The sequence below is a fragment of the Streptomyces sp. NPDC040622 genome, from assembly GCF_055593965.1.
Map to the genome: position 1 here is coordinate 830,055 of NZ_JBVIXD010000001.1, position 23,217 is coordinate 853,271.

Consider the following 23,217-nt stretch of genomic DNA (forward strand, 5'->3'; position numbering starts at 1 on the left):
TCAGCCTATCGAGATCCACTGGCAAGCCCGAATCACGGCACCACCTCGGCACCTCGGCGGTGCCGCTCCGTCCCCTGGACCGTACTCTTGCCGCCATGCGACACGGCACGATCCCGGGCGCCTCGGGGCGCGTACGACCTCTGACCCTGCTCGGTGACCCCGTGCTGCACACACCGTGCGAGGAGGTCACCGACTTCGGGCCCGAACTGGCGGGCCTGGTCGAGGACATGTTCGCGACGATGTACGCCGCGCGGGGCGTGGGACTCGCCGCGAACCAGATCGGCGTGGGCCGACGGGTGTTCGTCTACGACTGCGAGGACGACGAGGACGTCCGCCATCTCGGACACGTGGTCAACCCGACGCTCGTGGAGGCGGACGGGGTGAGTGTGCGCGGTCCCGAGGGCTGTCTCTCGCTGCCCGGCCTCGAAGCGGGGACGCCGCGCTTCGACCACGCGGTGGTCGAGGGCGTCGATCTGCGCGGGGAGCCCGTCCGGGTGCACGGGACGGGCTGGTTCGCGCGCTGCCTGCAGCACGAGTGCGACCACTTGGCGGGCGGCGTCTACACCGACCGCGTCACCGGGTGGCGGCGCCGCAAGGTGCTGCGCGCCGCCGCCAAGGCCTCCTGGAACACCGGCCGGGGCTCCGCGGGCACCGGGAGCGGCTCCGTCGCGCCCCCGGCCAGGAGCGTCTGAAACCCCCGGCCGCCCGGCCCGGTCCCCGTTCAGAAGCCGGGACCGCCGACGCGGTTGCCCGCCGCCGCGAGCCGTCCCCACAGCAGGTCGGCGAGGCTGCGCACCAACTGGGCGCGCGGGCACGGCCGTTCGCCGAGCCACCAGTCGCCCGCCGCGTGCATCATGCCGACGATGCCGTGTCCCCACACCCGAGAGAGCTCGGCGCTCTCCGGTCCGAGGTCGACGCGCTCCTCGATGACCTCGGCGAGCTCCTCGCCGAGGCGGCGCAGCAGGGGAGCGGAGTGCAGTCCGACGTCGAAGCCCTGCTCGCCGGTCGAGGGGGCCTCCGACGGATGCATCAGGAAGCGGTAGACCTGGGGGCGTGCCTCGATCGCCGCGAGGTAGGTGTCGAGCGTCGCCTCTACCCGCTCCCTGCGCTCGGCGGGGGCGTCGAGGGCGGCGCGCAGTGCTTCGAGCAGTGCGTCGGTGTGCCGCTTGGCGAGGGCCGCGTACAGGCCGCCCTTGTCGCCGAAGTGGCGGTACAGGATGGGCTTGGTGATGCCCGCCTCCGCGGCGATGGCGTTCATCGAGGCGCCCGGGCCGTCACGGAGGACGACGCGGTCGGCGGCCTCGAGCAGCTCTCGCCGGCGGTGCTCCGCGGACCGCTGCTGATCGGTCCGCTGCGTGGTCTCCATCGTTTCTCCCCGCCCGTGCTGAATCGGTGACGCACGCGCAACGTAACACTCGCGGGGCCGTGCGTATCGAACGGGCTGCCGGGAGTTGACATGGACTACTGGCCGGTAACAGACTGCGGTTACCGCAAGTAACGCCGCTGAAGATCGCAGGTCCAGGAGGGGTCATGGCCGAGTTCACCATGGAGCTCAACGACGAACAGAAGGAGGTCCGGGACTGGCTCCACGGGTTCGCCGCCGAGGTGATCCGCCCCGCGGCCGCCGAGTGGGACGAGCGCGAAGAGACCCCGTGGCCCATCATCCAGGAAGCGGCGAAGCTCGGGATCTACTCGCTGGATTTCTACGCGCAGCAGTTCTTCGACCCCTCGGGCCTCGGCATCCCGATGGCGACCGAGGAGATCTTCTGGGGTGACGCCGGCATCGGCCTGTCCATCATGGGCACCGGCCTGGCCGCCGTCGGCGTGCTGGCCAATGGCACCGAGGAGCAGATCGGGACCTGGATCCCGCAGATGTACGGCGACGTGAACGACGTGAAGGTCGCCGCCTTCTGCTCCTCCGAGCCCGACGCGGGATCCGATGTCGCGGCCATGCGGACCCGTGCCGTGTACGACGAGGCCAAGGACGAGTGGGTCCTGAACGGCACGAAGACCTGGGCGACCAACGGCGGCATCGCCAACGTCCACGTCGTCGTCGCGGTCGTCGACGCCGAGCTCGGCTCCAAGGGGCACGCCTCCTTCATCGTCCCGCCGAACACCCCCGGCCTGTCCCAGGGGCAGAAGTTCAAGAAGCACGGCATCCGCGCCTCGCACACCGCCGAGGTCGTCCTCGAGGACGTCCGGGTGCCGGGCCACTGTCTGCTCGGCGGCAAGGAGAAGCTGGACGAGCGGCTCGCGCGTGCCCGGGAGCGCGCCAAGTCGGGCGGCGAGCGGGTGAAGAACGCCGCGATGGCCACCTTCGAGGCGTCCCGCCCGGCGGTCGGCGCGATGGCCGTGGGGACGGCCCGTGCCGCGTACGAGGAGGCCCTCGAGTACGCCAAGACGCGTACGCAGTTCGGCCGCCCGATCATCGACAACCAGGGCATCGCCTTCCAGCTCGCCGACATGCGCACCCAGATCGACGCGGCCCGCCTCCTGGTGTGGCGCGCCTCCTGGATGGCCTCCACCGGCAAGAAGTTCGAGTCGGCGGAGGGCTCCATGTCCAAGCTGTACGCGAGCGAGGTCGCCAAGAAGGTCACCGCGCAGGCCGTGCAGATCCTCGGCGGCAACGGCTTCACCCGCGAGTACCCGGTGGAGCGCATGCACCGCGACGCGGCGATCTACACGATCTTCGAGGGGACGAGCGAGATCCAGCGCCTCGTCATCGCGCGGACGCTGTCGGGCATGCCGATCCGCTAGACACCGCCGCACGCTCCCGCCCCCGCACCCCTTCCCGGGGTCCGGGGGCGGCTGCGTTGAGCGGGAAGATATTGAAAAGGGAAACTTGCAAGTCTGCCTGTCTATCTCGTACGGTTCGTCGTATGAGCGGACTTCCGGACGACCCCACCCCCGAGCAGGTCGCCGCCGACCTCACACACGTCGTCGGACGGCTCGTGCGCCGATTGCGCGGCGCGTCGCCCATGAGCGGGCTCAGCCCTTCGCAGCGCTCCGTGCTCGCCCGGCTGGACCGAGGAGGCCCCTCGACCACGGCGGGCCTCGCGCGGGCGGAGTTCGTACGACCCCAGTCGATGCGGATGACCGTGAGCGCGCTGGAGGCCCTCGAACTCATCGAAAGGACCCCCGACCCGGACGACGGGCGGCAGTCCGTCGTCTCCGTCACCGAGGAAGGCCGCCGCACCCTCACCGACGCACGGGCCGCCAAGCGCGGCTGGCTCTCGGTGGCCGTCGCCGAGGAGCTCGACCCGGCCGAGCGGCGCCAACTGGCCGAGGCCGTCGCCCTGCTGGAGCGACTGGTGCAGAAGTGAGGGCCGCGTCCGCCACCGGGACAGCGCCCGCTGCGGACGAGCGGCCGGGCTTCGGCGCACGGCTCACCGCGCCCCTGCTCCTCGGCTCGCTGCTCAACCCGCTCAACACGACGATGATCTCCACCGGCCTGGTGGCGATCGGCCACGACTTCGGCGTCGGCGCCTCCGACACCGCCTGGCTCGTCTCCGTGCTCTACCTCGCCAGCGCCGTCGCCCAGCCCGTCCTCGGCAAGCTCGCCGACAGCATCGGGCCGCGCCGGGTCTTCCTCGGCGGACTCGCGGTCGTCGTCGCCTCGGGCCTGGTCGGAACGTTCGCCCCCGGCTTCGGCTGGCTGCTGGTGTCCCGGCTGCTCCTCGGCATCGGCACGTCCGCCGCCTACCCGGCCGCGATGGCCGTCCTGCGCACCGAGTCCGATCGGCTCGGGCGCCCCACCCCGCGTACCGTTCTCGGCCGCCTCTCCTTCGCGGCCCTCGGCAGCGCGGCGGTCGGACCGACGCTCGGCGGCCTCCTCGTCGCCACGGCCGGCTGGCGCGGCATCTTCGCGGTCAACGTGCCGGTGGCGCTCCTCGCGTACGGCATCGCCCTGCGGTGGATCCCCAAGGACGCACCGCGCGAGGAGCGGGCGCACGGCACGAGCGGCGGGCGCGCCGGGGCGCTCGATCCGCTCGGGATACTGCTCTTCACCGGCGCCCTCAGCTGCCTCGTCGTCTTCCTGCTCGACCTGCGCCACCCGATGTGGCCGCTCCTCGTGCCCGTCGTCCTGCTCTCCGCGGTGCTCACCCGGTGGCAGCTGCGCCACCCGGCGCCCTTCATCGACCTGCGCATGCTGGGCACCCACCGCGCACTCGCCCGCACCTACCTGCGGCACGGACTGAGCTACCTCGTCGTGTACTGCGTGATGTACGGCTTCACGCAGTGGCTGGAGGAGGAGCGCGGTTTCTCCTCGCTCCACACCGGCCTGGTCATGCTGCCGATGTCCCTGACCGCGCTGGCCTGTTCACTGATCGGGGCGCGCACGAAGGGCATTCGCGCGCCGCTCACCGTCTCCGCCGTGCTCCTCGTCGCGGGCAGCGCCCTGCTTCTCTTCACGACGGCGACCACACCGCCGGCCGTGCTGCTCCTGGCCGGTGCCTGCTTCGGCATTCCGCAGGGACTCATGGGCACGGCCAACCAGGCCGCCGTGCAGCAGTTCGCGCCCGCCGACTCGATCGGGTCGGCCGCGGGACTCCAGCGCACCGCCCAGTACGTCGGCGCCATCACCGCCTCCGGACTGATCGGCCTCGCCTACGGGCAGCGGGCCGACGACGGCGGCCTCCACCTCATGGTCGGCATCGGCGGCGTCCTGGCGCTGGCCCTGACCGTCCTGACCGTCACCGACCGCGCCCTGCGCGCCGGGTCCGATCGGACCACGACCTCCCCCTGACTGAACTCCCTCGCGCACGAGGGGTGTTCCCCCCGTTCAACGCAAGAGAAAGGCACCACTCATGACCGCCACCGTCATCGACCCCACCACCGCCCTCGTCCTCGTCGACCTGCAGAAGGGCATCACCGCGCTGCCCGGCGTCCACCCCACCGAGCAGATCGTCGAACGGGCCGCCACGCTCGCCGACGCCTTCCGCGAGAAGGGCCTGCCCGTGGTCCTGGTCCGGGTGACCGGCGGCGCGCCCGGGCGCACCGAAGCCCCCGCGCGAGGCGGTCAGCCGCCCGCCGACTGGGCGGACCTCGTGCCCGAGCTCGGCCGCAAGGACAGCGACATCGTCGTCACCAAGCAGCAGTGGGGCGCCTTCTACGGCACCGACCTCGACCTGCAACTGCGCCGCAGGGGCGTCACCCAGGTCGTTCTCGCCGGCATCGCGACGAGCATCGGCGTGGAGTCGACGGCCCGCGCGGCGCACGAGCACGGCTACCACGTGACGGTGGCCGTCGACGCCGTGACCGACATGGACGCCGACGCCCACCGCAACAGTGTGGAGAAGATCTTCCCGAGGCTCGGCGAGACGGACACGACCGAGGCCATCGTCAAGCTGCTCGGCTGACCCCTACGGCCGGTACACGTACGGCGTGGTCGTGCAGAGCGTCGTGAAGCCGAGCCGGTCCAGGATCGGACGGCTGTCGTCGGAGGCGTCGACCTGCAGATAGCGGTATCCGCGCGCGACGGCGATCCGGGCGCGGTGGGCCACCGTCGCGCGGTAGATGCCCTTGCCGCGCCACTGAGGGTCGGTGCCGCCGCCCCAGAGCCCGGCGAAGTCGGTGCCCGGACGGAACTCGAGCCGCGCACCGCACACCGGCCGGTCACCGGCCATGGCGACGACCGCGACGATCTCGTCCGGCGCCTCGGTGAGCTGGGCCAGCACCCGACGGGCGAGGTGCTCGCCCAGCTCCGCGTCGCCCTCCCCGAACGCCGCGAGGTGTGCCTCGGCCATGAGCCGCACGCCCGCGGCGTCCGTCACGGGCAGCAGCCGGATGCCGTCGGGCAGTTCGGGCCCCGCGGGCAGTGCCGCGGCCTCGGCGATCATGACGGTCTCCACCGGCTCGGCCTCGAAGCCGGCCGCGAGCAGGCGCTCGCCGAGGTCGGCGGGACGGTCGTGGGAGTGCAGTTTCCACTCGAACTCCCGCCGGGCGCCGGTGTAGTGGCGGATCTGCTCGGCGATCGCGGCGTCCGCCGTCGACGCGTCGAGATCCGTCCACAGCACGCCGTTCCAGTCGTGCGCCGCGCCGGTCACCCGGACTGCGTCCCCGGTCCGCTCGACCCGTGTGCCACCGCCCTCGCCCAGCGTGTCGTGCCGAATCTGCCGGTCGTACGCGGCCAGTACCGCTGCGTGATCCATCCGGTCACCTCAGCAGGGCGGCACGGAGGCGGCAACCGGTTTTCGCAGGCGGGATCAGCTGAAGCCGCGGAGCGGGCTACGCCTGCCAGCGGCAGCGCAGCGCCGCAGCTGCGAAGCCGGGACCGAAGGCGACGGCCGCGCCGTGCGCGCCGTTGTCCGGCGGGTCGGCGTGGGTGCGTTCCAGGACGCGCAGGACGCTCACGCCGCCGACGTTCCCGTCGTGGGCGAGCGTGGCCGTGGAGTGCCGTGCGGCAGCCTCGTCCAGGTGCAGGGCGGCCACGGCGTCGGCGATGATGCGTGGGCTGCCGGGGTGGACGACGGCGAAGTCGAGCCGGCGCGGGCCGAGCCACTCCAGGAGGTGGGGCGTCACGTCGTCGACCGCGGCCAGCACCTGCTTCGTGGAGTCGAAGTGGATGCCGTCCGGGGCGATCCGGCCGCGCTGGCGGTCGAGGCTGTCCCGCAGGACGTACTCGAAGGTGTCCTCGATCGCGAGGCCGGGACCCAGTGGGGTGTCGGTGACGACCGTCGCTGCGGCCGCGTCCCCGAACAGCGCCTTGTAGATCATCGATTCGATGGTGGTGTCGCTGTGCTGGTAGATGCTGGAGAGCACCTCGGCGGCCACCACCAGCACCTTGCTGCCCGGCCGCGCGGCGACGAGGTCGGCGGCGCGGGTGAGGGCCTGGGTGCCGCCCGGGCAGGCTACCGTGGCGAGCGCGACGCGACGCACGTCGGCACGGAGACCGAGCCGCGAGACGAGGTGGATGTCGAGGTTGGGCACGGCCCAGCTCGTGGTGTGCGTGGTGACGATCGCGTCGATGTCACGCGCGGTGAGCCCCGCGCTGTCCAGGGCGGTGTCGGCGGCGCGTTCGGCCATCGTGAGGGCATCGGCGAACGCGGTGCGGGCCCGCTCGCCGACGTCGGCCGTGCCGGCGACGGTGGGGGAGTCGAGGGGGCGCGTGAAGTGGCGGGTCTGCACGCCGCAGTTGCCGATCACGCGGAGGATGGCGCGCAGGCGCGGGTGGTCGGCGTGGTGCGCGCTCACGTCGTCGGCAATCTCGGCCGTGGTGACCTTGTGGTCGCCGACGACGGTATGAGGTCGGAGTACGTGCGCGGTCACAAGGCGGCTCCCCCAGGATCGGCGAAAAAACGGGGTGTGGCCAAATTACTGCACTGTGACGGGAGTGCCCTGTCGAGGATGTGCTGCCGGGCGCCTGAAGCATCGCGGGCGTGTGCGAGAAAGGCCCCGGTGACCTGCGGGAACGCGGTGCTCCGCCCGCGGCAGGGCGGGTTCAGCGCGAGCGCAGGGCGGCGGGGTGCGCGGCCGGGCGCCGGGTGCCGGCGTGAAAGACCAGGATCATCAGCCGCGAGCCGGGCGCCGTGAGGGGCTGCGCCGCGCACATGGTGACCCAGCCGGGGCCTTCGAGGGCGTGCTTGAGGGGGCGCTCGTCGCCGTCGGGGTGCGGGTGGGAGTTGCCCCTGGTGTACAGCTCGGCGATCTCCTGATCGGCGAGGAGCTCCTTCTCGATCTGCCGCAGGATGTCGTCGTCGGGCCGTGCGGCGAGCGCGGCGCGCAGCTGGGGCAGCACCATCGGGGCCCAGGCGGTGTGCCAGTCGGTGAGGGTCTCGCGGCCGTGCGGGTCGAGGAGCATCCAGCGCATCGTGTTCCCGGGGACCCTGCCGCCGGGGAACATGCCGGAGAACGCCGCGTTGTGGGCGAGGACCTCCCAGGAGGCGTCCGTCACGTAGGCCATGTGCCCGATCCCGTCGACGGCTTCCTGCCAGACGCCGGGCACCTCCTTGCCGGAGGAGAGGTGGAGGGGGCCGGGAGGGTCCTGCAGCAGGGCGTAGCGGCAGAGGGACACCCATTCCTGTTCGTTGAGTCCGAAGAGGCGGGCGACGTCACGGAGCAGTGAGGCCGGCGGATTGGGATAATTGCCGGATTCGAGACGGTGATACGTACCGAACGTGCGGTGGAGCAATTGGTCGACCTGGTGCTGCGACAGGCCCGGGGCGCGTCGGCCCTGGCCCGTGGGGCGGGCGAAGCCGTGTGATTCGGGAGCTATGAGGGCGCGTCGTTCGCGGAGCAGTGCGCGGAGCGCCGTCTTGTTCATGGTGGGTAATCCCTCTTGGTGCACGCCGAGTTGGAGCGTGATCAGTCTAAATATTCACATCGGCTTTGGTAGTAAACATTGCCCGAAGAAAACGATCAGTCGTTCAGGCATCATGGAGTGTGCGGGGTCACCGACCTGCAGGTTTGATCGTCGGCGGGCCCTCGTGCACAACAGTGGGGCATCTTGTCCGGGGAGCTTGAGAATGGCTGAAATTCCTCGGCATTGGGTACCCCCTAGGCCTATGGGGCCGACGCGGGAAGGGTGTGGGACAACTGTTCGGATTCTGATCCATGTGGTCGGAATCGGAGCAGCACAGGACCGCACAGCTGTTCTTTCCGTACCGGTTTCGTAGGGCCATCGGATGCGGTCGGTGCCGTCACTCGCCATTACGTAGCGGCCACGGTACCGGCCGCCCCGTGGTTGTCCTGGATCGATCGGATGGCCGCGACGCGCTCCCGCGTCAGCCGGCCGCGAGGCGCTCCTCCGCCTGCGCCAGGATCTCCGTGACCCGCAGCCCGAACCGGACGTCGCACGGATGCGCCGTGCCCCCGCCCGCGGACTCCACGAGCCCGTCGATCGCCGTGTGGAAAGCATCATCGGACCCTTCCCAGGGCGGCAGCAGCACCGTGCCGTTCTCGCCGCGCAACTCCACGGCGAGCCCCGCGCACTTCGCCGGTGCCGTGAGGCTCAGCGTCGCCGTGCTCGACGCGCCGCCGGTGTGCCGCAGGACCAGGTGGACGGTGTCCCTGGGGCCGGTGGCCGCCGCCGTGACGGCGGTGACGTCGCCGAGCACGGGGATCAGCATCGACAGGGCGTGCGGACCCACGTCCCACAGGCCGCCCCGGCTCGCGCGCCACGGCGAGGAGAAGTCCGCGCCGCCGTCCGGACCGTAGAACGAGCCGTACCAGTCGGCACGTCCGGTGAACCAGCCCCCGGTGGCGGCCTGTTCGGCGACCCAGGCCGCGGTGCGGTCGGCGAAGCGCAGCGTGAAGAAGACCACGGACGCCACCCCGGCGCGCTCGACCGCTGCCGCGAGGTCCCGTGCCCCGTCCTCCGTCGTGGCCACCGGCTTGTCGAGCAGCAGGTGGCAGCCGGCCGCCGCGGCCCGCGCGGCGAGCGGTGCCTGCACGTCGGGCGGTACCGCGAACGCCACCGCGTCGCTCGCGGCGAACAGTTCGTCCACGTCCGCGTACGCCGTCGCCCCGTGCGTGGCGGCGAGCGCGGCCGCGGCCTCGGGGCGCCGGCCCCAGACGCCGCCGAACTCGACGCCCGGGTGCCTGGCCAGCGAGGGGGCGTGCGTGGCGGAGGCCCAGGGGCCCGTACCCACCAGGCCGATGCGGAGATGCTTCATGGGCGGCAGTATGACCGACGCCGCCCTGACCGGGCCCCCGCGGCGGCGATGCCCGGCCCACCGGGGCGGTTGACGGACACGGCGCGCGCGGTCGCGGCACAGGGTCGGGGGCGGGACCGGAGGTGGTGGTCCGCGTCGGGCGGCCACCGAATTCCGCACGGTGAATGCCCATTCACCCGCTATGGTGAATTTCGATTCACCTCATACGGGCGGGGGAGATGCCGTGGGGTCCGTTCCGATACCCGGTGGTGCGACAGCCGGTGGTCCGCCACCCGGCCGCCCGGTCCCGGGCACGGCGAAAGGCCTGCGCGAGCGGCTGACCGTCCCCGTGCTCGCCTTCGGCGGCATCCTCATGGCCGTCACGCAGACGGTGGTCGTGCCGCTGCTGCCCGATCTGCCCCGACTGACACACAGTTCGGCGGGTGCGGTCTCGTGGCTGGTCACCGCCACCCTGCTGTCCGGTGCGGTGCTCACCCCCGTCCTCGGCCGCGCGGGCGACATGTACGGCAAGCGCCGCGTCCTGCTCATCGCGCTGGGCCTGATGGCCGGCGGAGCGGTGCTCTGCGCGCTCACGTCCGACATTCGGCTGCTGATCGCGGCGCGCGCCCTGCAGGGCGCCTCCGCCGCCGTGGTGCCGCTCTCCATCAGCATCCTGCGCGACGAACTCCCGCCGCACAGGACCGCGTCCGCAGTGGCCCTGATGAGTTCCACGGTCGGTATCGGCGCCGCTCTCGGTCTGCCGCTGGCCGCGCTCATCGTGCAGTACGCGGACTGGCACGCCATGTTCTGGGCGACCGCCGCGCTGAGCGCCGCGGGCCTCGCGCTCGCCGCGTGGACCGTACGGGAGTCACCGGTGCGCTCGCCGGGACGGTTCGACACCTGGGGTGCGCTGGGCCTCGCGGCGAGTCTGGTCTGTCTGCTGCTCGCGGTGTCGCAGGGCGGCCAGTGGGGGTGGGGGAGTCCCTTGGTCCTCGCACTGTTCGCGGGCGCCGTCGGCATCCTGGCCCTGTGGTGGCGGATGCAACTACGCTCGAGGCAACCGCTGGTGGACCTGCGCCTGGCGGCCGGGCGGCGCGTGGCCCTGCCGCACGTGACGGCGCTGCTCGCCGGATTCGCCTTCTACGCCAACTCGTTGGTCACCGCGCAGCTGGTGCAGGCGCCCGCCGCGACCGGCTACGGCCTGGAGCTCTCGATCGTGGCGACCGGCCTGTGCCTGCTGCCCAACGGCGTCATCATGCTGGTGCTCTCGCCGGTGTCGGCCCGGATCTCGACGGCCCGCGGCCCTCGGGTGACCCTCGCCGCCGGCGCCGTGTTCATGGCGCTCGGCTACGTCGTACGCATCGTCGACAGCCGGGAGTTGTGGGTGATCATGGTGGGCGCCGCGGTGGTGTCGACCGGCACCACCTTCGCGTACTCGGCGCTGCCCACACTGATCCTGCGGGCGGTGCCGGTCGAGCAGACCGCGTCCGCGAACGGCGTGAACGTCTTGATGCGCACGATCGGTCAGAGCGTCTCCAGCGCGGCCGTCGCCGCCGTGCTCGTGCATCACACCTCGGACGTCGGGGGCGTTCGGTTCCCCACCCTGGGCGGCTACCAACTGGCCTTCGCCCTGGCCGGAACCGTCGCCCTCGTCGCGTGCGCCGTCGCCCTCGCCATACCCTCGGACACGGCTCCCGAAGGCGGGCGGGCGGCCGCGGGGAGCGGCGGGCCCGCCCAGCGGACCGCCCTGGAGGGAAGGTGACCATGGCGGGAAGAAGCGTCTCCGCGGTGCGCGAGGGACCGGCGGCCGACGGGCGGAGCGCGCGCCGGGATGCCGAGGCGACCAAGGCGGCCATCGTCCGCGCCACCCGCCACCTCCTCGCCCGGCACGCGCACGGTGACATCACCCTCAAGGCGGTGGCCGAACGCGCCGGTGTCAGCGCGCCGTTGATCCTGAAGTACTTCGGCAACAAGGACGGACTGTTCTCCCGCGTCATGTCGTTCGACACCGACGCGGAGGACTTCCTCGACGCGCCCGTGGCGGAGCTCGGCCGCCACATGGTCCGGCACCTGCTCACCGGGCAGGCGGAGCGCGGCGCCGACCCGATCGTGCGCATCGTCTTCGCCCCGCTCCACGGCGAGCGGGGCGACATCCTGCGCGCCAACTTCCGCGCCCAAGTGGTCCAGCGGCTCGGCGAGCGGCTTCCGGGCCCCGACGCGGGGCTGCGGGCCGAGCTCGCCGTCGGCATGCTGCTCGGCCTGGGCGTGATGTACGGCATCGCCCGCGGCCCGCACCTGCGCGCCGCGGAGATCGCCGAGATCACCGACCGGTACGCGCCCGCGGTGCAGGAGTTCCTGACGCCCCGGTGACACGGGCGCGCGGGAGGTCGGCCGGGGCCGGCCGCGCGCCGCGCCGCACGACGACCACCGCCGCGAGTCCGACGGCGAGCCCCGTCATGGTCTGGGGCCCGAAGGGCTCACCGAACATCAGGGCGCCCCACAGTGCGGTCACCGGGGCCATGAGGAACATCAGCGTGTTGACCTGGGTGACCCCGGACCGGCGCAGGATCAGCCAGTACAGGCCGTACCCCCCGAACGTGGAGAGCACCACCAGCCATCCGATCGCCGTCCAGAAGGACGACTCGGCCGGCGGGGTCGCGGCACCCGCCGCCAGCGCCAGCGCGGTGAAGACGACGGCACTGGTGACGCAGTGGACGGTCATGCAGACGGCCGGGCCGACCGGACGGGGCGCGCGCCGCTCCAGGAACGTCGCAGCCACCAGCGAGAACATGCCGAGGAACGGCACGAGGTAGGCCCACCACGCCGCGTCCCCGCCTCCCGCGAAGTCGGCGGCGGTGACGATGACGACTCCGGTCACGCCGAGGCCGAGGCCGGCCCATTGGGTCCGGGAGACGTAGTGGCCGAGCAGAGGCCCGGCGAGCGCGCCCGCGACCAGCGGCTGGGTGCCGTCGATCAGCGCGGTGGTCCCGCTGGAGACGCCGAGCTGGATCGCGTAGTACACGGTGAGGAGATAGCCGCTCTGCGACAGCGCGCCGACGACCGCCTGCCGCCCCACGTCGCGTGCCGTCAGACCGCGCCAGGACGCCCGGGCCAGCAGCAGGGCCACCAGGCAGAGGACGACGGCCAGTGGCAGGAAGCGCCACATCAGCACGGTCACCGCGGAGGCGCTCCCCGCGCCCAGCTTGGCGCCGATGAAGCCGGAGCTCCAGGTCAGGACGAAGGCGGTGGACAACAGGACGTTCATGGATGCCTCCTCGTCTGGGCGTCACCACAGGGGAGGTAAACCGATCGGTCTACCCGTCGGCCACTATACAGATCGGTTTACTATGGCTGCATGACCGAGGATGTGCAGGGGACGGAAGGCCGGGTGGCGGCGCCGCGGCGCATCGCGATGACGCCCGGTGCGCGGCGCGGCCTGGACGCGGCGGGGCGGCTCTTCTACGAGCGCGGCATCCATGCCGTCGGGGTGGATCTGATCGCCGCCGAGGCCGGGGTCACGAAGAAGACGCTCTACGACCGGTTCGGCTCCAAGGAGCAGATCGTCGTCGAGTACCTCGCCGACCGGGACGAGCGCTGGCGGGCCTTCCTCGCCCCGTACGTGGACGCCGCGCCCACCCCGTACGCGCGGATCCTGGCCGTCTTCGACGCCTCGCGCGACTGGGCCGACGGGCGCCTGGTCAAGGGGTGCGGCATGGTCAACGCGCACGCGGAGATCAGTGACCCCGCGCATCCCGCGTACCCGATCATCGCCGGTCAGAAGGCCTGGATGCTGGCGCTCTTCACCGGCTTCGCCGAGCGGATCGCGCCCACCGGGGCGGACCGCCTGGGGCGGACGCTGATGCTGCTGCACGAGGGCGGTCTCGTGGCGCATGGCCTGCGGGTCTTTCCCGGCGCTCTCGATCAGGCCCGTCGGGACGCGGAGGCGCTGCTGGACGCCGTCGTGGAGCGGGGTCGCGGGAGTCGGTGAGGGGTGGCGGTCGGGAGATCGTTGACAACTCTTTGCCCGTGGCCGGAATGTTTCGTTCCATCGCGTGTTCCGTTGCCCTGCCCGGCGGGTGAAAGGGCGGGACGGCTGGGCGGCAGGCGTCTGGCCTTGGCAAAAGGCGGCTGAAACTGTCGGGTGCGGCGAGATCGCGGTGGCGCGGGGGCGTTGACCGTACGCAATCGCAGGAGCACGCTGCCGACATAGGTGCTAGTTACACCTAGTTCGGCGAGCGGAAGGAATGCACATGTGCGGCATCACCGGCTGGGTCTCCTTCGACCGTGATCTGACGGCCGAGTCCACCACCCTGGACGCCATGACGGAGACGATGTCCTGCCGAGGTCCCGACGACCGGGGCACGTGGACCGCGGGGCCCGCCGGACTCGGGCACCGCCGGCTCGCGATCATCGACCTGCCCGGCGGACGCCAGCCCATGACGGTCGAGACGCCGACGGGGGCCGTCGCCCTGGTCTACTCCGGGGAGACGTACAACTTCACCGAGCTCCGCCGCGAACTGGCGGACCACGGGCACCGGTTCACGACCGAGTCCGACACCGAGGTCGTGCTGCGCGGCTATCTGGAATGGGGCGAGGACCTCGCCGAGCGCCTGAACGGCATGTACGCCTTCGCGATCTGGGACGCCCGCCACGACAAGCTCGTCATGATCCGCGACCGCATGGGCATCAAGCCCTTCTACTACTACGAGACCTCCGACGGCGTCCTGTTCGGCTCCGAGCCCAAGGCGATCCTCGCCAACCCGCTCGCGCGGCGCCGCGTCACCCTCGACGGCCTGCGGGAGGTGTTCGCCATGGTCAAGACGCCCGGTCACGCCGTCTGGGACGGCATGCGCGAGGTCGAACCCGGCACCGTCGTGACGGTCGACCGCTCGGGCCTGCGCCGGCACGTCTACTGGTCGCTGCGGACCAGGCCGCACACCGACGACCGCGACGCGTCCGTCGCCACGGTGCGCGCACTCCTCGACGACATCGTGCGCCGCCAGCTCGTCTCGGACGTGCCGCGCTGCACGCTGCTCTCCGGCGGCCTGGACTCCTCGGCGATGACGGCGATCGCCGCGCGCCAACTGGCCGAGGCGGGCGAGAGCGTACGCAGCTTCGCGGTCGACTTCGTCGGGCAGACCGACAACTTCGTCGCCGACGAGCTGCGTGGCACGCCCGACACCCCCTACGTGCACGACGTCGCGAAGGAGTCGGGCACCGAGCACCGCGACATCGTCCTTGACTCCTACGCCCTCGCCGACCCGGAAGTGCGCGCCAAGATGATCCGCGCGCGGGACATACCCGTGGGCTTCGGCGACATGGACGCCTCCCTCTACCTCCTCTTCCGGGCCATCCGCGAACACTCCACGGTGGCGCTCTCCGGGGAGTCCGCGGACGAGGTGTTCGGCGGCTACCTGCAGTTCTTCGACGAGGAGGCGCGCGCGGCCGACACCTTCCCGTGGCTGGTCCGGTTCGCCGACCACTTCGGCGACGACGCCGGGATCCTGCGCCCCGAGCTGACCGCGGCGCTCGACCTGCCCCGCTACGTCAAGGACAGCTACGCGAGTGCCGTCGCCGGCATCGAGCGTCTGGAAGGCGAGAGCGACTTCGAGTTCCGGATGCGGCGGATCTGCTATCTGCACCTGACCCGCTTCGTCCGCATCCTGCTCGACCGCAAGGACCGGGCGAGCATGGCCGTCGGCCTGGAGGTGCGCGTCCCGTTCTGCGACCACCGGCTCGTCGAGTACGTGTTCAACACGCCCTGGTCGCTGAAGTCGTTCGACGGCAGGGAGAAGACCCTGCTGCGCGAGGCGACCGCCGATGTGCTGCCGCAGTCGGTCTACGACCGGGTGAAGAGCCCCTACCCCTCCACGCAGGACCCCCAGTACGCGGTCGCCCTCCAAGGACACGTCAAGGAACTGCTGGCCAGGCCCGACCATCCCGTCTTTCGGCTGGTGGACCGGGAGCGGGCGGCGCGGGCCGCCGAGCGGGAGGCGCCGCAGATCACCCAGGCCTCCCGGCGGGACCTGGAGAGGACGCTCGACCTGGCGCTCTGGCTGGATCTCTACGAGCCGGAGATCGTCCTCTCCTGACCTGCCCTCTCCTGACCTATCGCCGCCCGGGCCGGCCGGCGCGGGCCGGTCACCGTCCGTGTCCTTCGTCCGGCTCGGCCGCGGTGGCGAGGGTGTCGAGGAACCGCTGGAGCGCGGGTGTCCCGTCCGGGCCGAGCACCCGCTGGACCGGGGGTACGGTCGCTCCGCGCCGGGTGTCCGTCGCCTGGCACGGGACGGACTCCTCGGTCCGGGCGGTCACCGCGCGGCGGATGAACTCGGCTAACGGCATCCCGAGCCGGTCCGCGTGGCCCCGGACCTCGGCGTACTCGTCGGGCGTGAACAAGACCTGCACAGGCTTGGCACCGTCCATGGACGCATGATGCCGCTCGGGCGTGTGTGACGCGGTGCGGTTGGCATATTCGCCCTCGAAGGCGTGAAAACGGGGGAAGGCGCCCACGTGAATGGAGCGCGACCCCGAGCGGACGGGGGAATCTCGCTCGGGGTCGCAGCATGTTCAATGATAAACCACAGCGGGGTGTTCCCTGGTGGTGGGGTCGCGGGTGTGAGCCGCGTTACGCCGAGGGGGCTCGCTTCGCCGTGGGGTTCCGCCGGTTCGCCGCGCGTTACCGGCCTGGCGGGGTGTCCGTCAACGGACGATCATGATCACCGAAGCCGTGACGCCCACGACCACGATGAAGGCCCGCATCACCGGCGGCGGGAGTCTGCGGCCGAAGCGCGCGCCGGTCAGGCCGCCCACCGTCGACCCGGCGGCGATCAGCCCGGCCGCCGCCCAGTCGATGTCCGCGACGGCGACGAAGACGACGGCCGCGACGCCGTTCACGATCGAGGCGAGCACGTTCTTCGCGGCGTTCAGCCGCTGCAGGTCGTCCGGCAGGAACGCGCCGAACAGGCCCATCAGCAGCACCCCTTGGGCCGCCCCGAAGTAACCGCCGTAGACGCCGGTGCCGAGCACGCCGCACCACATCGGCACCCCGCCGTCCCTGCCCGCGCCGTCCTCGCGGTTCTTGACCCTGCGGGACAGCCAGGGCTGCAGCACCACCAGGAGGCACGCGGTCAGGATGAGGACCGGCACGACCGCCTGGAAGGCGTCGGCGGGGAGCTTCAGGAGGAGCAGCGCGCCGATCAGGCCGCCGATCAGGGACGCCGTGCCGAACCGCACCAGACGTCTGAACTGCCCCTTCATCTCGCGCCGGTAGCCGTACGCGGCGCTCAGGGTCCCCGGCACCAGGCCGAGGTTGTTCGACACGTTGGCGAGGACCGGCGGAAAGCCGAAGGCCAGCAGCGTCGGGAAGGTGATGAGGGTGCCCGACCCCACCACCGCGTTGAGCCCGCCGGCCGCGACACCGGCGGCTCCGACGGCCACCATCTCGAGCGCTTCCACACGTCACCTTTTCCGCCGAGTCGATGGCCCGTGCCCCGGGGCCCCGTCGTGTGACCCCGGGTCGACGCCCGTCGCCGGGTCGCCGCCCGGGCCATCAGCGATCTTGGTGCACGGTGAAAACCCAAGTCAATCCTCGGGTTTCCTTGTATCCACCCAAGGGATAGCTTCCCTCTCTGTGACTCTCGACGACCTTCGCATCTTCATCGCGGTGTGCCGTGCCGGCAGCCTGAGCGCCGTGGCCCGCGACCTCTCCTGTACGCAGTCGGCGGTGAGCCAGCACGTCAAACGCCTGGAGCGGGAACTCGGCGTGAGCCTTCTGGAGCGGCATGCGCGGGGCGTCGTGCCCACCTCGGCCGGGCGGATCCTGCGGGCCGCGGCGGACGACGGGATCGGCGGCATCGACCTCGCCGTGCGCCGGCTGCGGGAGCAGGTGAACGGCGACGGCGGGGCGGTGCGCGTCACCACCGGGGCCACCTCGGTACGGCACTTCATGACCGAGGCCGTCGTCGGCTTCCGGAACCGCTGTCCGCGCGTCAGCCTGGAGTTCCAGACCGTGAGCTCCAGCCGCGGCTGCTTCGACGCGCTCGCCGCCGACGACCTGGACCTCGCCTGGATCACGCTGGGGGAGCCCGTGCGCGGCATCGAGCAGCGTCCCGTCGTCGAACTGCCCTGGGTGCTCGCCGTCCGCGCCGACGACCCGCTCGCAGGCCGGCCGCGCGTCACCCCCGCCGAGCTGGCGGCGGCGCAGCTCATCACGCCGCCGGAGGGCTCCACGTCACGCGGACAGCTCGACGTGCACCTCGGCGAGCTGGAGGTGGCGCTGCCGACGGTCACCAGCGTCGCCGACTGGGACACCGCAGTCCTCCTGACGGAGCTGGGCCTCGGCCAGGCCGTCGTGCCCGCGCTGCCCGGCTGGCGCGACCGTGCGCCTGACGGGGTGTGTCTCGTCCCGGTCCCCGAGCTGCCGCCGCTGTCGGTCGGCTGGGCCGTTCGGCGCTGGGACGCGCTCAGCCCGCTGGCCCGCGCCTTCGCCGACACCGTCGCCGAGCACTGCGCACAGCTCGGCCCGCACCCGGCTCAGGGAGCCAGCCGGGCGGCGCGCGTCTGAAGGTAACGGGCCTCCGGGCGGCTGAGGGTGCCCTGCGCCGCCAACCGGTAGGCGGCGCGGGCCCCTTCGGCATCACCCGCTTTCTCCAGCAGGTGAGCCCGCACGGCGGCCAGACGGTAATGACCCGTCAAGCGGTCCTCAAGCACGGCCAGTTCATCGAGTCCGGCCTTCGGTCCGTGCACCATCGCATAGGCCACGGCCCGCCCGAGTTCGGCCATGGGCTCGGGCGTGCGGCGTACGAGATGGTCGTACAGGGCGAGGATCTGCGGCCAGTCGGTGGCGTCCGCGCGCGGGGCCTCGTCGTGCAGTGCCGCGATGGCCGCCTGCAACGGGTAGACACCGGGCGGGCCTTGGGAGAGCGCCTCCTCGACGAGCGCCGTGCCCTCGGCGATCGCCTGCCGGTCCCAGCGGCCGCGGTCCTGCTCGTCGAGCGGGATGAGCTCGCCGTGCGGCCCGGTCCGGGCGGCGGTGCGCGCCTCGGTGAGCAGCATCAGCGCCAGCAGGCCCGTCACCGCGCCTTCGTGGGGCAGCAGGCGGCGCACCGAGCGGGTCAGGCGGACGGCCTCGCGGGCGAGGTCCGCGCGGTGCAGTGCGTCGCCGGAGGTCGCCGTGTACCCCTCGTTGAAGATCAGGTACAGCACCTGGAGGACCGCGGCCAGGCGCGCGTCGCGGTCCTCGGGTCCCGGCTGCCGGAACGGCACCCCTTTGATCTTCGACTTGGCCCTGCTGATGCGCTGGGCCATCGTGGCCTCCGGCACCAGATGCGCCCGCGCGATCTCGGCCGTGGTCAGACCGCCGACGGCACGCAGCGTCAGGGCGACCTGCGCGGCCGCGGTCAGCTGGGGGTGGCAGCACAGGAAGAGCAGGGTGAGGGTGTCGTCGTCCGCCGGGGCGCGGCTCTCGCCCGGCGGGGGAGCGGTGAGGGCGTCCCGGGGCGCGAGCAGCGCCGCATCCTCCTCACGGCGCCTGCGCGCCTCGTCGGCGCGCAGCTGGTCCGTCAGCCGCCGCGAGGCGACCTTGATCAGCCAGCCCCGCGGATTGTCGGGCAGGCCCTCCTCGGGCCACTGCCGGGCCGCCGCGAGCAGCCCTTCCTGTACGGCGTCCTCGGCGGCGCCGAAGTGGCCGTACCGGCGCACGAGCGCGCCGAGGACCTGCGGCGCGTGCAGGCGCAGCAGGTCCTCGACGTCGGTCGTACGTCTCAACATGCGCCGCCCGAGGAGTCCTGGACGGGCCGGATCACGACGGGCGGGTCGACCAGGCCCTCGGGCCCGGGGCACGCCTGGATCCGCACGGCGATCTCGGTGACCCGCTCCAGGCTCTCGCACTCCAGCAGCCAGTACCCGGCCAGCACCTCCTTCGTCTCGCCGTAGGGACCGTCCGTGATCACGGGGCGGCCGTCCTTGTCCTTGCTGACGAAACGGGTCTGCGCGGGCTCGGTGAGACCCTGGCCGTCGATGAGCTCCCCGGACTCGGCGAGATCGTTGGTCACCTCGCTCATGAAGGCGAACATCGCCTGCAGTTCCTGCTCGCTCCAGGCCGGGCTGTGCTCGGACGGCTTGCCCGACATCGCCTCGTAGTCGGCCTGCGAACCCTGGACCATCACCAGATACTTCATGACTTCGCTCCTCGACTGCGCCGCCACCCCTTGTGGGCGGCTCTCACAGGGGACGTCGGAGCGGACGGCGCGTTCTCGACAGCCCTCGGCAAAGAATTCCGGGACGGGCGGGCGGAAGTGAGCTGACGCACAAATCCTATCGGCGGACGCCGGCGAGTTCCTGGCGGACGGCCGCCCCGAGTGCCGTCCGGCAGGGGCTCAGCCCAGGTGGACGGGGGCGGCGCCCTCGGCCGTCTCCTGCTTGCCCGCGGTGATGGCCAGGCCGGTGACGACCAGGCCCGCCAGGAACATGACGCCCGCGCCGACGAAGGCCAGCGTGTACCCGTGGGTCAGGGCGTCGGCGGCCTTCGCCACCAGGCCGTGGTCCTCGGTGGCCAGGCCTCGGTAGAGGGAGGCCGCGGCGTCGGGCAGCCGGTCGTCCGCCGCCGAGGTCGAGAGGGTCGACAGGACGGCGAGGCCGAGGGCGCCGCCGATCTGCTGCGCGGTGTTCAGGAGCGCGGACGCGATGCCCGCGTCCTGGTGCGCGACCCCGCTGACGGCGCCCAGCGTCATCGGGACGAAGCCCATGCCGAGGCCGAGGGCGGTCACGAACATCGCGGGCATCAGGTGCCCCGCGTAGGACGAGTCGGGCGTCAGCGTGGCGAACCAGAACATGCCCGCGGCCGCGACCAGCAGACCGGGACCGGCGATGACGCGCGGCGCGAGACGGGTGACGAGCTTGGCGCTGAGCGCGGCGGCGACGCCCATGCCGAGGCTGAAGGGCAGGTTGGCGAAGCCGGTCTCGACCGCGCTGTACCCGAGGATCAGCTGCAGGTAGAGGGTGAGGAAGTAGAAGGTCGCCATCATGCCGGCGCCGATGAACAGCATCGTCGCGTAGGAGCCGGATCGGTTGCGGTCCTTGAAGAGCCGCAGCGGCATCATCGGGTGCCGGGTGCGGCCCTGGATGGACAGGAAGGCGCCGAGCAGTACGGCCGCGAGGGCGAAGCAGGTCAGCGTGGGCCCTTCGGTCCAGCCGTGCTCGCCGCCGCGCGTGATGCCGTAGACCAGGGCGATGAGACCGCCGGTGCCGGTGACCGTGCCGGGGATGTCCAGGCGGCCCCGGTCGCGTTCGGCCTCGACGAGTGTCCTGGTGCCCGCGAGGACGGCGAGGCCGATGGGCACGTTCACGAAGAACACCCACCGCCAGTCCAGGACGTCGGTGAGGACACCGCCGAGCAGCAGGCCGACGGTGGCGCCGATGCCCGCCATCGCGGCGTAGACCCCCATCGCCTTGTTGCGCGGCTTGCCCTCGGGGAACGTCGTGGTGATCAGGGACAGCGCGCTCGGCGCCGCGATCGCCGCGCCGACGCCCTGCAGGACGCGCGCGCCGATCAACAGGCCCTCGTTCGGGGCGAGACCGCCGAGCAGGGAGGCCAGGGTGAACAGGACGATGCCCACCTGGAACATCCGCCGCCGCCCGAAGAGATCCCCCGCCCGGCCGCCGAGAAGCAGCAGTCCGCCGAAGGCCAGCGCGTAGGAGTTGACGATCCAGGCCAGATTCGCGTCGGACACGTCCAGCGCGGTCTGGATGCTGGGCAGGGCGATGTTGGTGATCGTGCCGTCGAGGACCACCATCAGCTGGGCCGCGGCGATCACGAACAGGGCCAGGCCGAGGTGCCGGCCGCCGCCGGACGGGGCGCCGGCCGCGCCCGCCGGTGCGGAAGCGGTGACAGCCGTGCTGTCAGCAGACATGAAAGAGCTCCAGAACGAGGTGGAAGGAGAAATTCCATCCGAAGGAAAAGGGTGTTGTGATCCGCCGTGATGGGCGGCGAAACCGGAATGCACTCCGAGCGATGTGCCGGTCGAATCGCGGCAGGGCTCGGGACGAGTCGAAACCCTAACACCTCATAGGCGCTGGTCGCGGCCGTGCTTTGCGAATTGTTCCGGACTGTTCGGCGGACTTGACTTTTCGCTTCGATTCCTAGGCCATGGACTTCCGGTGGCTTTATGGATTTCACTTGCGTTTTCGTTGTTGTTGTGAGCAGCGAGGGGTGGGGTCGCTCATTTCTTTGTCCACACTTTTCGCGCGATGGCAAATTGGTCTAGCGTTCCGACTCGGCCCGCGGTGTCGTCGGGCGGACGGCGCACCGGCCGAGCGGGAGTGGGGGAGAGCGGAAGTGGCAGTCGACATCGGGGTGTTCCTGCCGGTGCTGCGGGGGGACGGGCACGGGCAGGCCGGGGAGTTCGCCGCGGCCGCGCGCCGTGCGGAGGAGCTCGGCTTCGAGTCGGTGTGGGCGGACGGCCGCCCGACGGGTAGTGCCCCAGGGCTGGACGCGATGGTCGCCCTCGCCACGGCCGCGGCGGTCACCACGCGCATCAGGATCGGCTACGGGGGCCTGGCGGTCCCGGCGCGCGGGGCGGTCTCTCTCGCGCGGCAGCTCACGAGCCTCCAATTCCTCTGTGAGGGACGCCTGTTGGTGGGCGTCGACACCGGCGTCGGTACGTGGGCCCGGACGTCCGGCGATCCCGTCGACCCGCCCGGCCACGAGGAAGGCGGCATGCCGTCCGACGAGTGCGCCGAGCGGACCGACCACGTACTGGAACAGCTGTGGAGCCTGTCCGTGGGGTCCCCGACGACGATCGGGGACACCGAGCTGACGCTGCGGCCGCGGGTGCGCGGACTGCCCCTGCTCGTCAGTGGCGAGGCGGAGGCCGATCTGCGGCGCGCCGTCCGTCACGGCGGCTGGTTCCCCGGCCTCGCCTCACCGGCGTACATCGCGCGGACGCTGCCCCGCCTGGCGGCGCTGGCGGCCGAGACCGGACGGGTCAGCAGGCCCGGCCCCGTCAGCGTCGCCGTCCCCGCCGCGCTCGACGACGCCGGCGCGGGCGGGCGGCAGCGTCCTTCGGCCGGGGGCGTGTCGCGGCGCTGCGGAATCGATCCCGAGCGCGCCGCCGCGATGCGGGTGGACGGCACACCGGAGCGGGCTGCCGAGAAGATCGTGGAGTTCGCGCGGGCAGGCGTCGACCGGATCGTCCTCGGGTTCGCCGATGCCGACGACGGCTGGCGCACACAGTACGAACTCGCCGCGCGAGCGGCCGAGTCGGCGTGGTCCGCCCTGCCGGTCCGGCGCACCGCCACGGCCGGGTCGCAGACCGGCTGCGGTGGCTGGGCGAGGGTCACCCTCGACGTGGAGCGCGAAGCCGGGACGTACGCCTTCGTGAATCCCTTCGATGCGGACGTCCTCTACCCGGAGCTCGCGGCCGCCTTGGAGGAGGGCGTGCGCGAAGGGCTCGCGGGGCAGCTCCGGACCGTGCGGGTGCACCGCACCTGGCTGCACGAGGTCGACGCGAACGAGACGGTGTTCCGCGCCGCCGCGCGGGCGGCCGTCACCGACGCGCTGGCCGCGGAAGCCGCGGGCGAGTGCTTCGGTGAGGGCCGGCCGTAAAGATGCTGGTGACGGGCCGGT

Annotated in this window: 22 protein-coding genes; 11 read left to right on the top strand and 11 right to left on the bottom strand. The window is 72.0% G+C overall.

Translation table 11 applies throughout. From position 1 onward, the window contains the following. The first annotated feature begins 95 nt into the window (after positions 1-95). A complete protein-coding gene (gene def, locus ACZ592_RS03645) occupies positions 96-692 on the top strand; it encodes a peptide deformylase (protein WP_471579843.1) in 597 nt (198 codons plus the stop codon). A gap of 29 nt (positions 693-721) precedes the next feature. Here the strand turns inward: def and ACZ592_RS03650 are convergent, their stop codons facing one another. Next, positions 722-1,366, bottom strand: coding sequence for a TetR/AcrR family transcriptional regulator (locus ACZ592_RS03650; RefSeq protein ID WP_471579844.1), 645 nt, complete (start codon positions 1,364-1,366; stop codon positions 722-724). A 164-nt stretch (positions 1,367-1,530) separates the two neighbouring features. Between ACZ592_RS03650 and ACZ592_RS03655 the strand changes: the two genes are divergently transcribed. The 4 genes from ACZ592_RS03655 (at position 1,531) to ACZ592_RS03670 (ending at position 5,360) form a co-directional block, all read left to right on the top strand. Next, positions 1,531-2,757: an acyl-CoA dehydrogenase family protein gene (locus ACZ592_RS03655; protein ID WP_471579845.1), complete on the top strand. Its 1,227-nt coding sequence runs from the start codon at positions 1,531-1,533 to the stop codon at positions 2,755-2,757. 122 nt (positions 2,758-2,879) lie between these two features. After that, complete coding sequence (locus ACZ592_RS03660) at positions 2,880-3,323, top strand: MarR family winged helix-turn-helix transcriptional regulator (RefSeq protein ID WP_471579846.1); 444 nt, start codon at positions 2,880-2,882, stop codon at positions 3,321-3,323. Continuing rightward, entirely contained in the window at positions 3,320-4,747 is a 1,428-nt protein-coding gene (locus ACZ592_RS03665) for an MFS transporter (protein WP_471579847.1), read from the top strand. The genes ACZ592_RS03660 and ACZ592_RS03665 overlap by 4 nt, the downstream gene beginning before the upstream one ends. Before the next feature lie 61 nt (positions 4,748-4,808). After that, the gene (locus tag ACZ592_RS03670) at positions 4,809-5,360 is read left to right on the top strand and encodes an isochorismatase family protein (RefSeq protein ID WP_471579848.1); all 552 of its coding nucleotides are present in this window, start codon (positions 4,809-4,811) and stop codon (positions 5,358-5,360) included. 3 nt (positions 5,361-5,363) lie between these two features. Here ACZ592_RS03670 and ACZ592_RS03675 read toward each other — a convergent pair whose 3' ends face one another. The 4 genes from ACZ592_RS03675 to ACZ592_RS03690 all read right to left on the bottom strand — a co-directional run bounded on the left by ACZ592_RS03675 (position 5,364) and on the right by ACZ592_RS03690 (position 9,614). Beyond that, positions 5,364-6,152, bottom strand: a complete 789-nt coding sequence (locus ACZ592_RS03675) for a GNAT family N-acetyltransferase (protein WP_471579849.1) — start codon at positions 6,150-6,152, stop codon at positions 5,364-5,366. A 76-nt stretch (positions 6,153-6,228) separates the two neighbouring features. Further along, positions 6,229-7,269: a PhlD gene (locus tag ACZ592_RS03680; RefSeq protein WP_471579850.1), complete on the bottom strand. Its 1,041-nt coding sequence runs from the start codon at positions 7,267-7,269 to the stop codon at positions 6,229-6,231. A gap of 172 nt (positions 7,270-7,441) precedes the next feature. Continuing rightward, complete coding sequence (locus ACZ592_RS03685) at positions 7,442-8,263, bottom strand: MmyB family transcriptional regulator (protein WP_471579851.1); 822 nt, start codon at positions 8,261-8,263, stop codon at positions 7,442-7,444. Between the two features lie 460 nt (positions 8,264-8,723). Continuing rightward, entirely contained in the window at positions 8,724-9,614 is an 891-nt protein-coding gene (locus ACZ592_RS03690; RefSeq protein ID WP_471579852.1) for a Gfo/Idh/MocA family protein, read from the bottom strand. Positions 9,615-9,795: 181 nt separating this feature from the next. Between ACZ592_RS03690 and ACZ592_RS03695 the strand changes: the two genes are divergently transcribed. Together ACZ592_RS03695 and ACZ592_RS03700 are read left to right on the top strand one after the other, a co-directional pair. Beyond that, positions 9,796-11,355 (top strand): MFS transporter, encoded by a 1,560-nt coding sequence (locus ACZ592_RS03695; protein ID WP_471579853.1) that lies wholly within the window; start codon positions 9,796-9,798, stop codon positions 11,353-11,355. Positions 11,356-11,357: 2 nt separating this feature from the next. Next, positions 11,358-11,963 (top strand): TetR/AcrR family transcriptional regulator, encoded by a 606-nt coding sequence (locus tag ACZ592_RS03700; RefSeq protein ID WP_471579854.1) that lies wholly within the window; start codon positions 11,358-11,360, stop codon positions 11,961-11,963. Here ACZ592_RS03700 and ACZ592_RS03705 read toward each other — a convergent pair. Then, complete coding sequence (locus ACZ592_RS03705; RefSeq protein ID WP_471579855.1) at positions 11,914-12,858, bottom strand: DMT family transporter; 945 nt, start codon at positions 12,856-12,858, stop codon at positions 11,914-11,916. The two genes, ACZ592_RS03700 and ACZ592_RS03705, sit on opposite strands and share 50 nt — an antisense overlap. A 90-nt stretch (positions 12,859-12,948) precedes the next feature. On the opposite strand from ACZ592_RS03705, the gene ACZ592_RS03710 reads away from it, so the two are divergent. Both ACZ592_RS03710 and asnB read left to right on the top strand, forming a co-directional pair. Then, positions 12,949-13,581, top strand: a complete 633-nt coding sequence (locus ACZ592_RS03710; protein WP_471579856.1) for a TetR/AcrR family transcriptional regulator — start codon at positions 12,949-12,951, stop codon at positions 13,579-13,581. A gap of 262 nt (positions 13,582-13,843) precedes the next feature. After that, the gene (gene asnB / locus ACZ592_RS03715; RefSeq protein WP_471579857.1) at positions 13,844-15,685 is read left to right on the top strand and encodes an asparagine synthase (glutamine-hydrolyzing); all 1,842 of its coding nucleotides are present in this window, start codon (positions 13,844-13,846) and stop codon (positions 15,683-15,685) included. A gap of 49 nt (positions 15,686-15,734) precedes the next feature. Here asnB and ACZ592_RS03720 read toward each other — a convergent pair whose 3' ends face one another. Next, positions 15,735-16,016: a plasmid mobilization protein gene (locus tag ACZ592_RS03720; RefSeq protein ID WP_471579858.1), complete on the bottom strand. Its 282-nt coding sequence runs from the start codon at positions 16,014-16,016 to the stop codon at positions 15,735-15,737. A gap of 276 nt (positions 16,017-16,292) precedes the next feature. Then, positions 16,293-17,048, bottom strand: a complete 756-nt coding sequence (locus ACZ592_RS03725; RefSeq protein ID WP_471579859.1) for a sulfite exporter TauE/SafE family protein — start codon at positions 17,046-17,048, stop codon at positions 16,293-16,295. A gap of 175 nt (positions 17,049-17,223) precedes the next feature. Between ACZ592_RS03725 and ACZ592_RS03730 the strand changes: the two genes are divergently transcribed. Next, positions 17,224-18,156, top strand: coding sequence for a LysR family transcriptional regulator (locus ACZ592_RS03730; RefSeq protein WP_471579860.1), 933 nt, complete (start codon positions 17,224-17,226; stop codon positions 18,154-18,156). Here the strand turns inward: ACZ592_RS03730 and ACZ592_RS03735 are convergent. The 3 genes from ACZ592_RS03735 to ACZ592_RS03745 form a co-directional block, all read right to left on the bottom strand. Continuing rightward, a complete protein-coding gene (locus ACZ592_RS03735) occupies positions 18,126-19,361 on the bottom strand; it encodes an RNA polymerase sigma factor (RefSeq protein WP_471579861.1) in 1,236 nt (411 codons plus the stop codon). The genes ACZ592_RS03730 and ACZ592_RS03735 overlap by 31 nt on opposite strands. Beyond that, the gene (locus ACZ592_RS03740; protein WP_471579862.1) at positions 19,355-19,771 is read right to left on the bottom strand and encodes a YciI family protein; all 417 of its coding nucleotides are present in this window, start codon (positions 19,769-19,771) and stop codon (positions 19,355-19,357) included. The genes ACZ592_RS03735 and ACZ592_RS03740 overlap by 7 nt, the downstream gene beginning before the upstream one ends. A 198-nt stretch (positions 19,772-19,969) precedes the next feature. Then, positions 19,970-21,502: an MFS transporter gene (locus ACZ592_RS03745; protein ID WP_471579863.1), complete on the bottom strand. Its 1,533-nt coding sequence runs from the start codon at positions 21,500-21,502 to the stop codon at positions 19,970-19,972. A gap of 425 nt (positions 21,503-21,927) precedes the next feature. Here ACZ592_RS03745 and ACZ592_RS03750 point away from each other — a divergent pair, with 425 nt between their 5' ends. Beyond that, the gene (locus ACZ592_RS03750; RefSeq protein ID WP_471579864.1) at positions 21,928-23,196 is read left to right on the top strand and encodes an LLM class flavin-dependent oxidoreductase; all 1,269 of its coding nucleotides are present in this window, start codon (positions 21,928-21,930) and stop codon (positions 23,194-23,196) included. Positions 23,197-23,217: the final 21 nt, after the last annotated feature.

Bases quoted from the DNA above. Each gene is read 5' to 3' on its own strand.
- ACZ592_RS03650 (WP_471579844.1), bottom strand. From the start codon at position 1,366: ATGGAGACCACGCAGCGGACCGATCAGCAGCGGTCCGCGGAGCACCGC.
- ACZ592_RS03700 (WP_471579854.1), top strand. From the start codon at position 11,358: ATGGCGGGAAGAAGCGTCTCCGCGGTGCGCGAGGGACCGGCGGCCGAC.
- asnB (WP_471579857.1), top strand. From the start codon at position 13,844: ATGTGCGGCATCACCGGCTGGGTCTCCTTCGACCGTGATCTGACGGCC.
- ACZ592_RS03735 (WP_471579861.1), bottom strand. From the start codon at position 19,361: ATGTTGAGACGTACGACCGACGTCGAGGACCTGCTGCGCCTGCACGCG.
- ACZ592_RS03660 (WP_471579846.1), top strand. From the start codon at position 2,880: ATGAGCGGACTTCCGGACGACCCCACCCCCGAGCAGGTCGCCGCCGAC.
- ACZ592_RS03705 (WP_471579855.1), bottom strand. From the start codon at position 12,858: ATGAACGTCCTGTTGTCCACCGCCTTCGTCCTGACCTGGAGCTCCGGC.
- ACZ592_RS03675 (WP_471579849.1), bottom strand. From the start codon at position 6,152: ATGGATCACGCAGCGGTACTGGCCGCGTACGACCGGCAGATTCGGCAC.
- ACZ592_RS03690 (WP_471579852.1), bottom strand. From the start codon at position 9,614: ATGAAGCATCTCCGCATCGGCCTGGTGGGTACGGGCCCCTGGGCCTCC.
- def (WP_471579843.1), top strand. From the start codon at position 96: ATGCGACACGGCACGATCCCGGGCGCCTCGGGGCGCGTACGACCTCTG.
- ACZ592_RS03740 (WP_471579862.1), bottom strand. From the start codon at position 19,771: ATGAAGTATCTGGTGATGGTCCAGGGTTCGCAGGCCGACTACGAGGCG.
- ACZ592_RS03655 (WP_471579845.1), top strand. From the start codon at position 1,531: ATGGCCGAGTTCACCATGGAGCTCAACGACGAACAGAAGGAGGTCCGG.
- ACZ592_RS03745 (WP_471579863.1), bottom strand. From the start codon at position 21,502: ATGTCTGCTGACAGCACGGCTGTCACCGCTTCCGCACCGGCGGGCGCG.
- ACZ592_RS03695 (WP_471579853.1), top strand. From the start codon at position 9,796: ATGGTGAATTTCGATTCACCTCATACGGGCGGGGGAGATGCCGTGGGG.
- ACZ592_RS03685 (WP_471579851.1), bottom strand. From the start codon at position 8,263: ATGAACAAGACGGCGCTCCGCGCACTGCTCCGCGAACGACGCGCCCTC.
- ACZ592_RS03720 (WP_471579858.1), bottom strand. From the start codon at position 16,016: ATGGACGGTGCCAAGCCTGTGCAGGTCTTGTTCACGCCCGACGAGTAC.
- ACZ592_RS03670 (WP_471579848.1), top strand. From the start codon at position 4,809: ATGACCGCCACCGTCATCGACCCCACCACCGCCCTCGTCCTCGTCGAC.
- ACZ592_RS03710 (WP_471579856.1), top strand. From the start codon at position 12,949: ATGACCGAGGATGTGCAGGGGACGGAAGGCCGGGTGGCGGCGCCGCGG.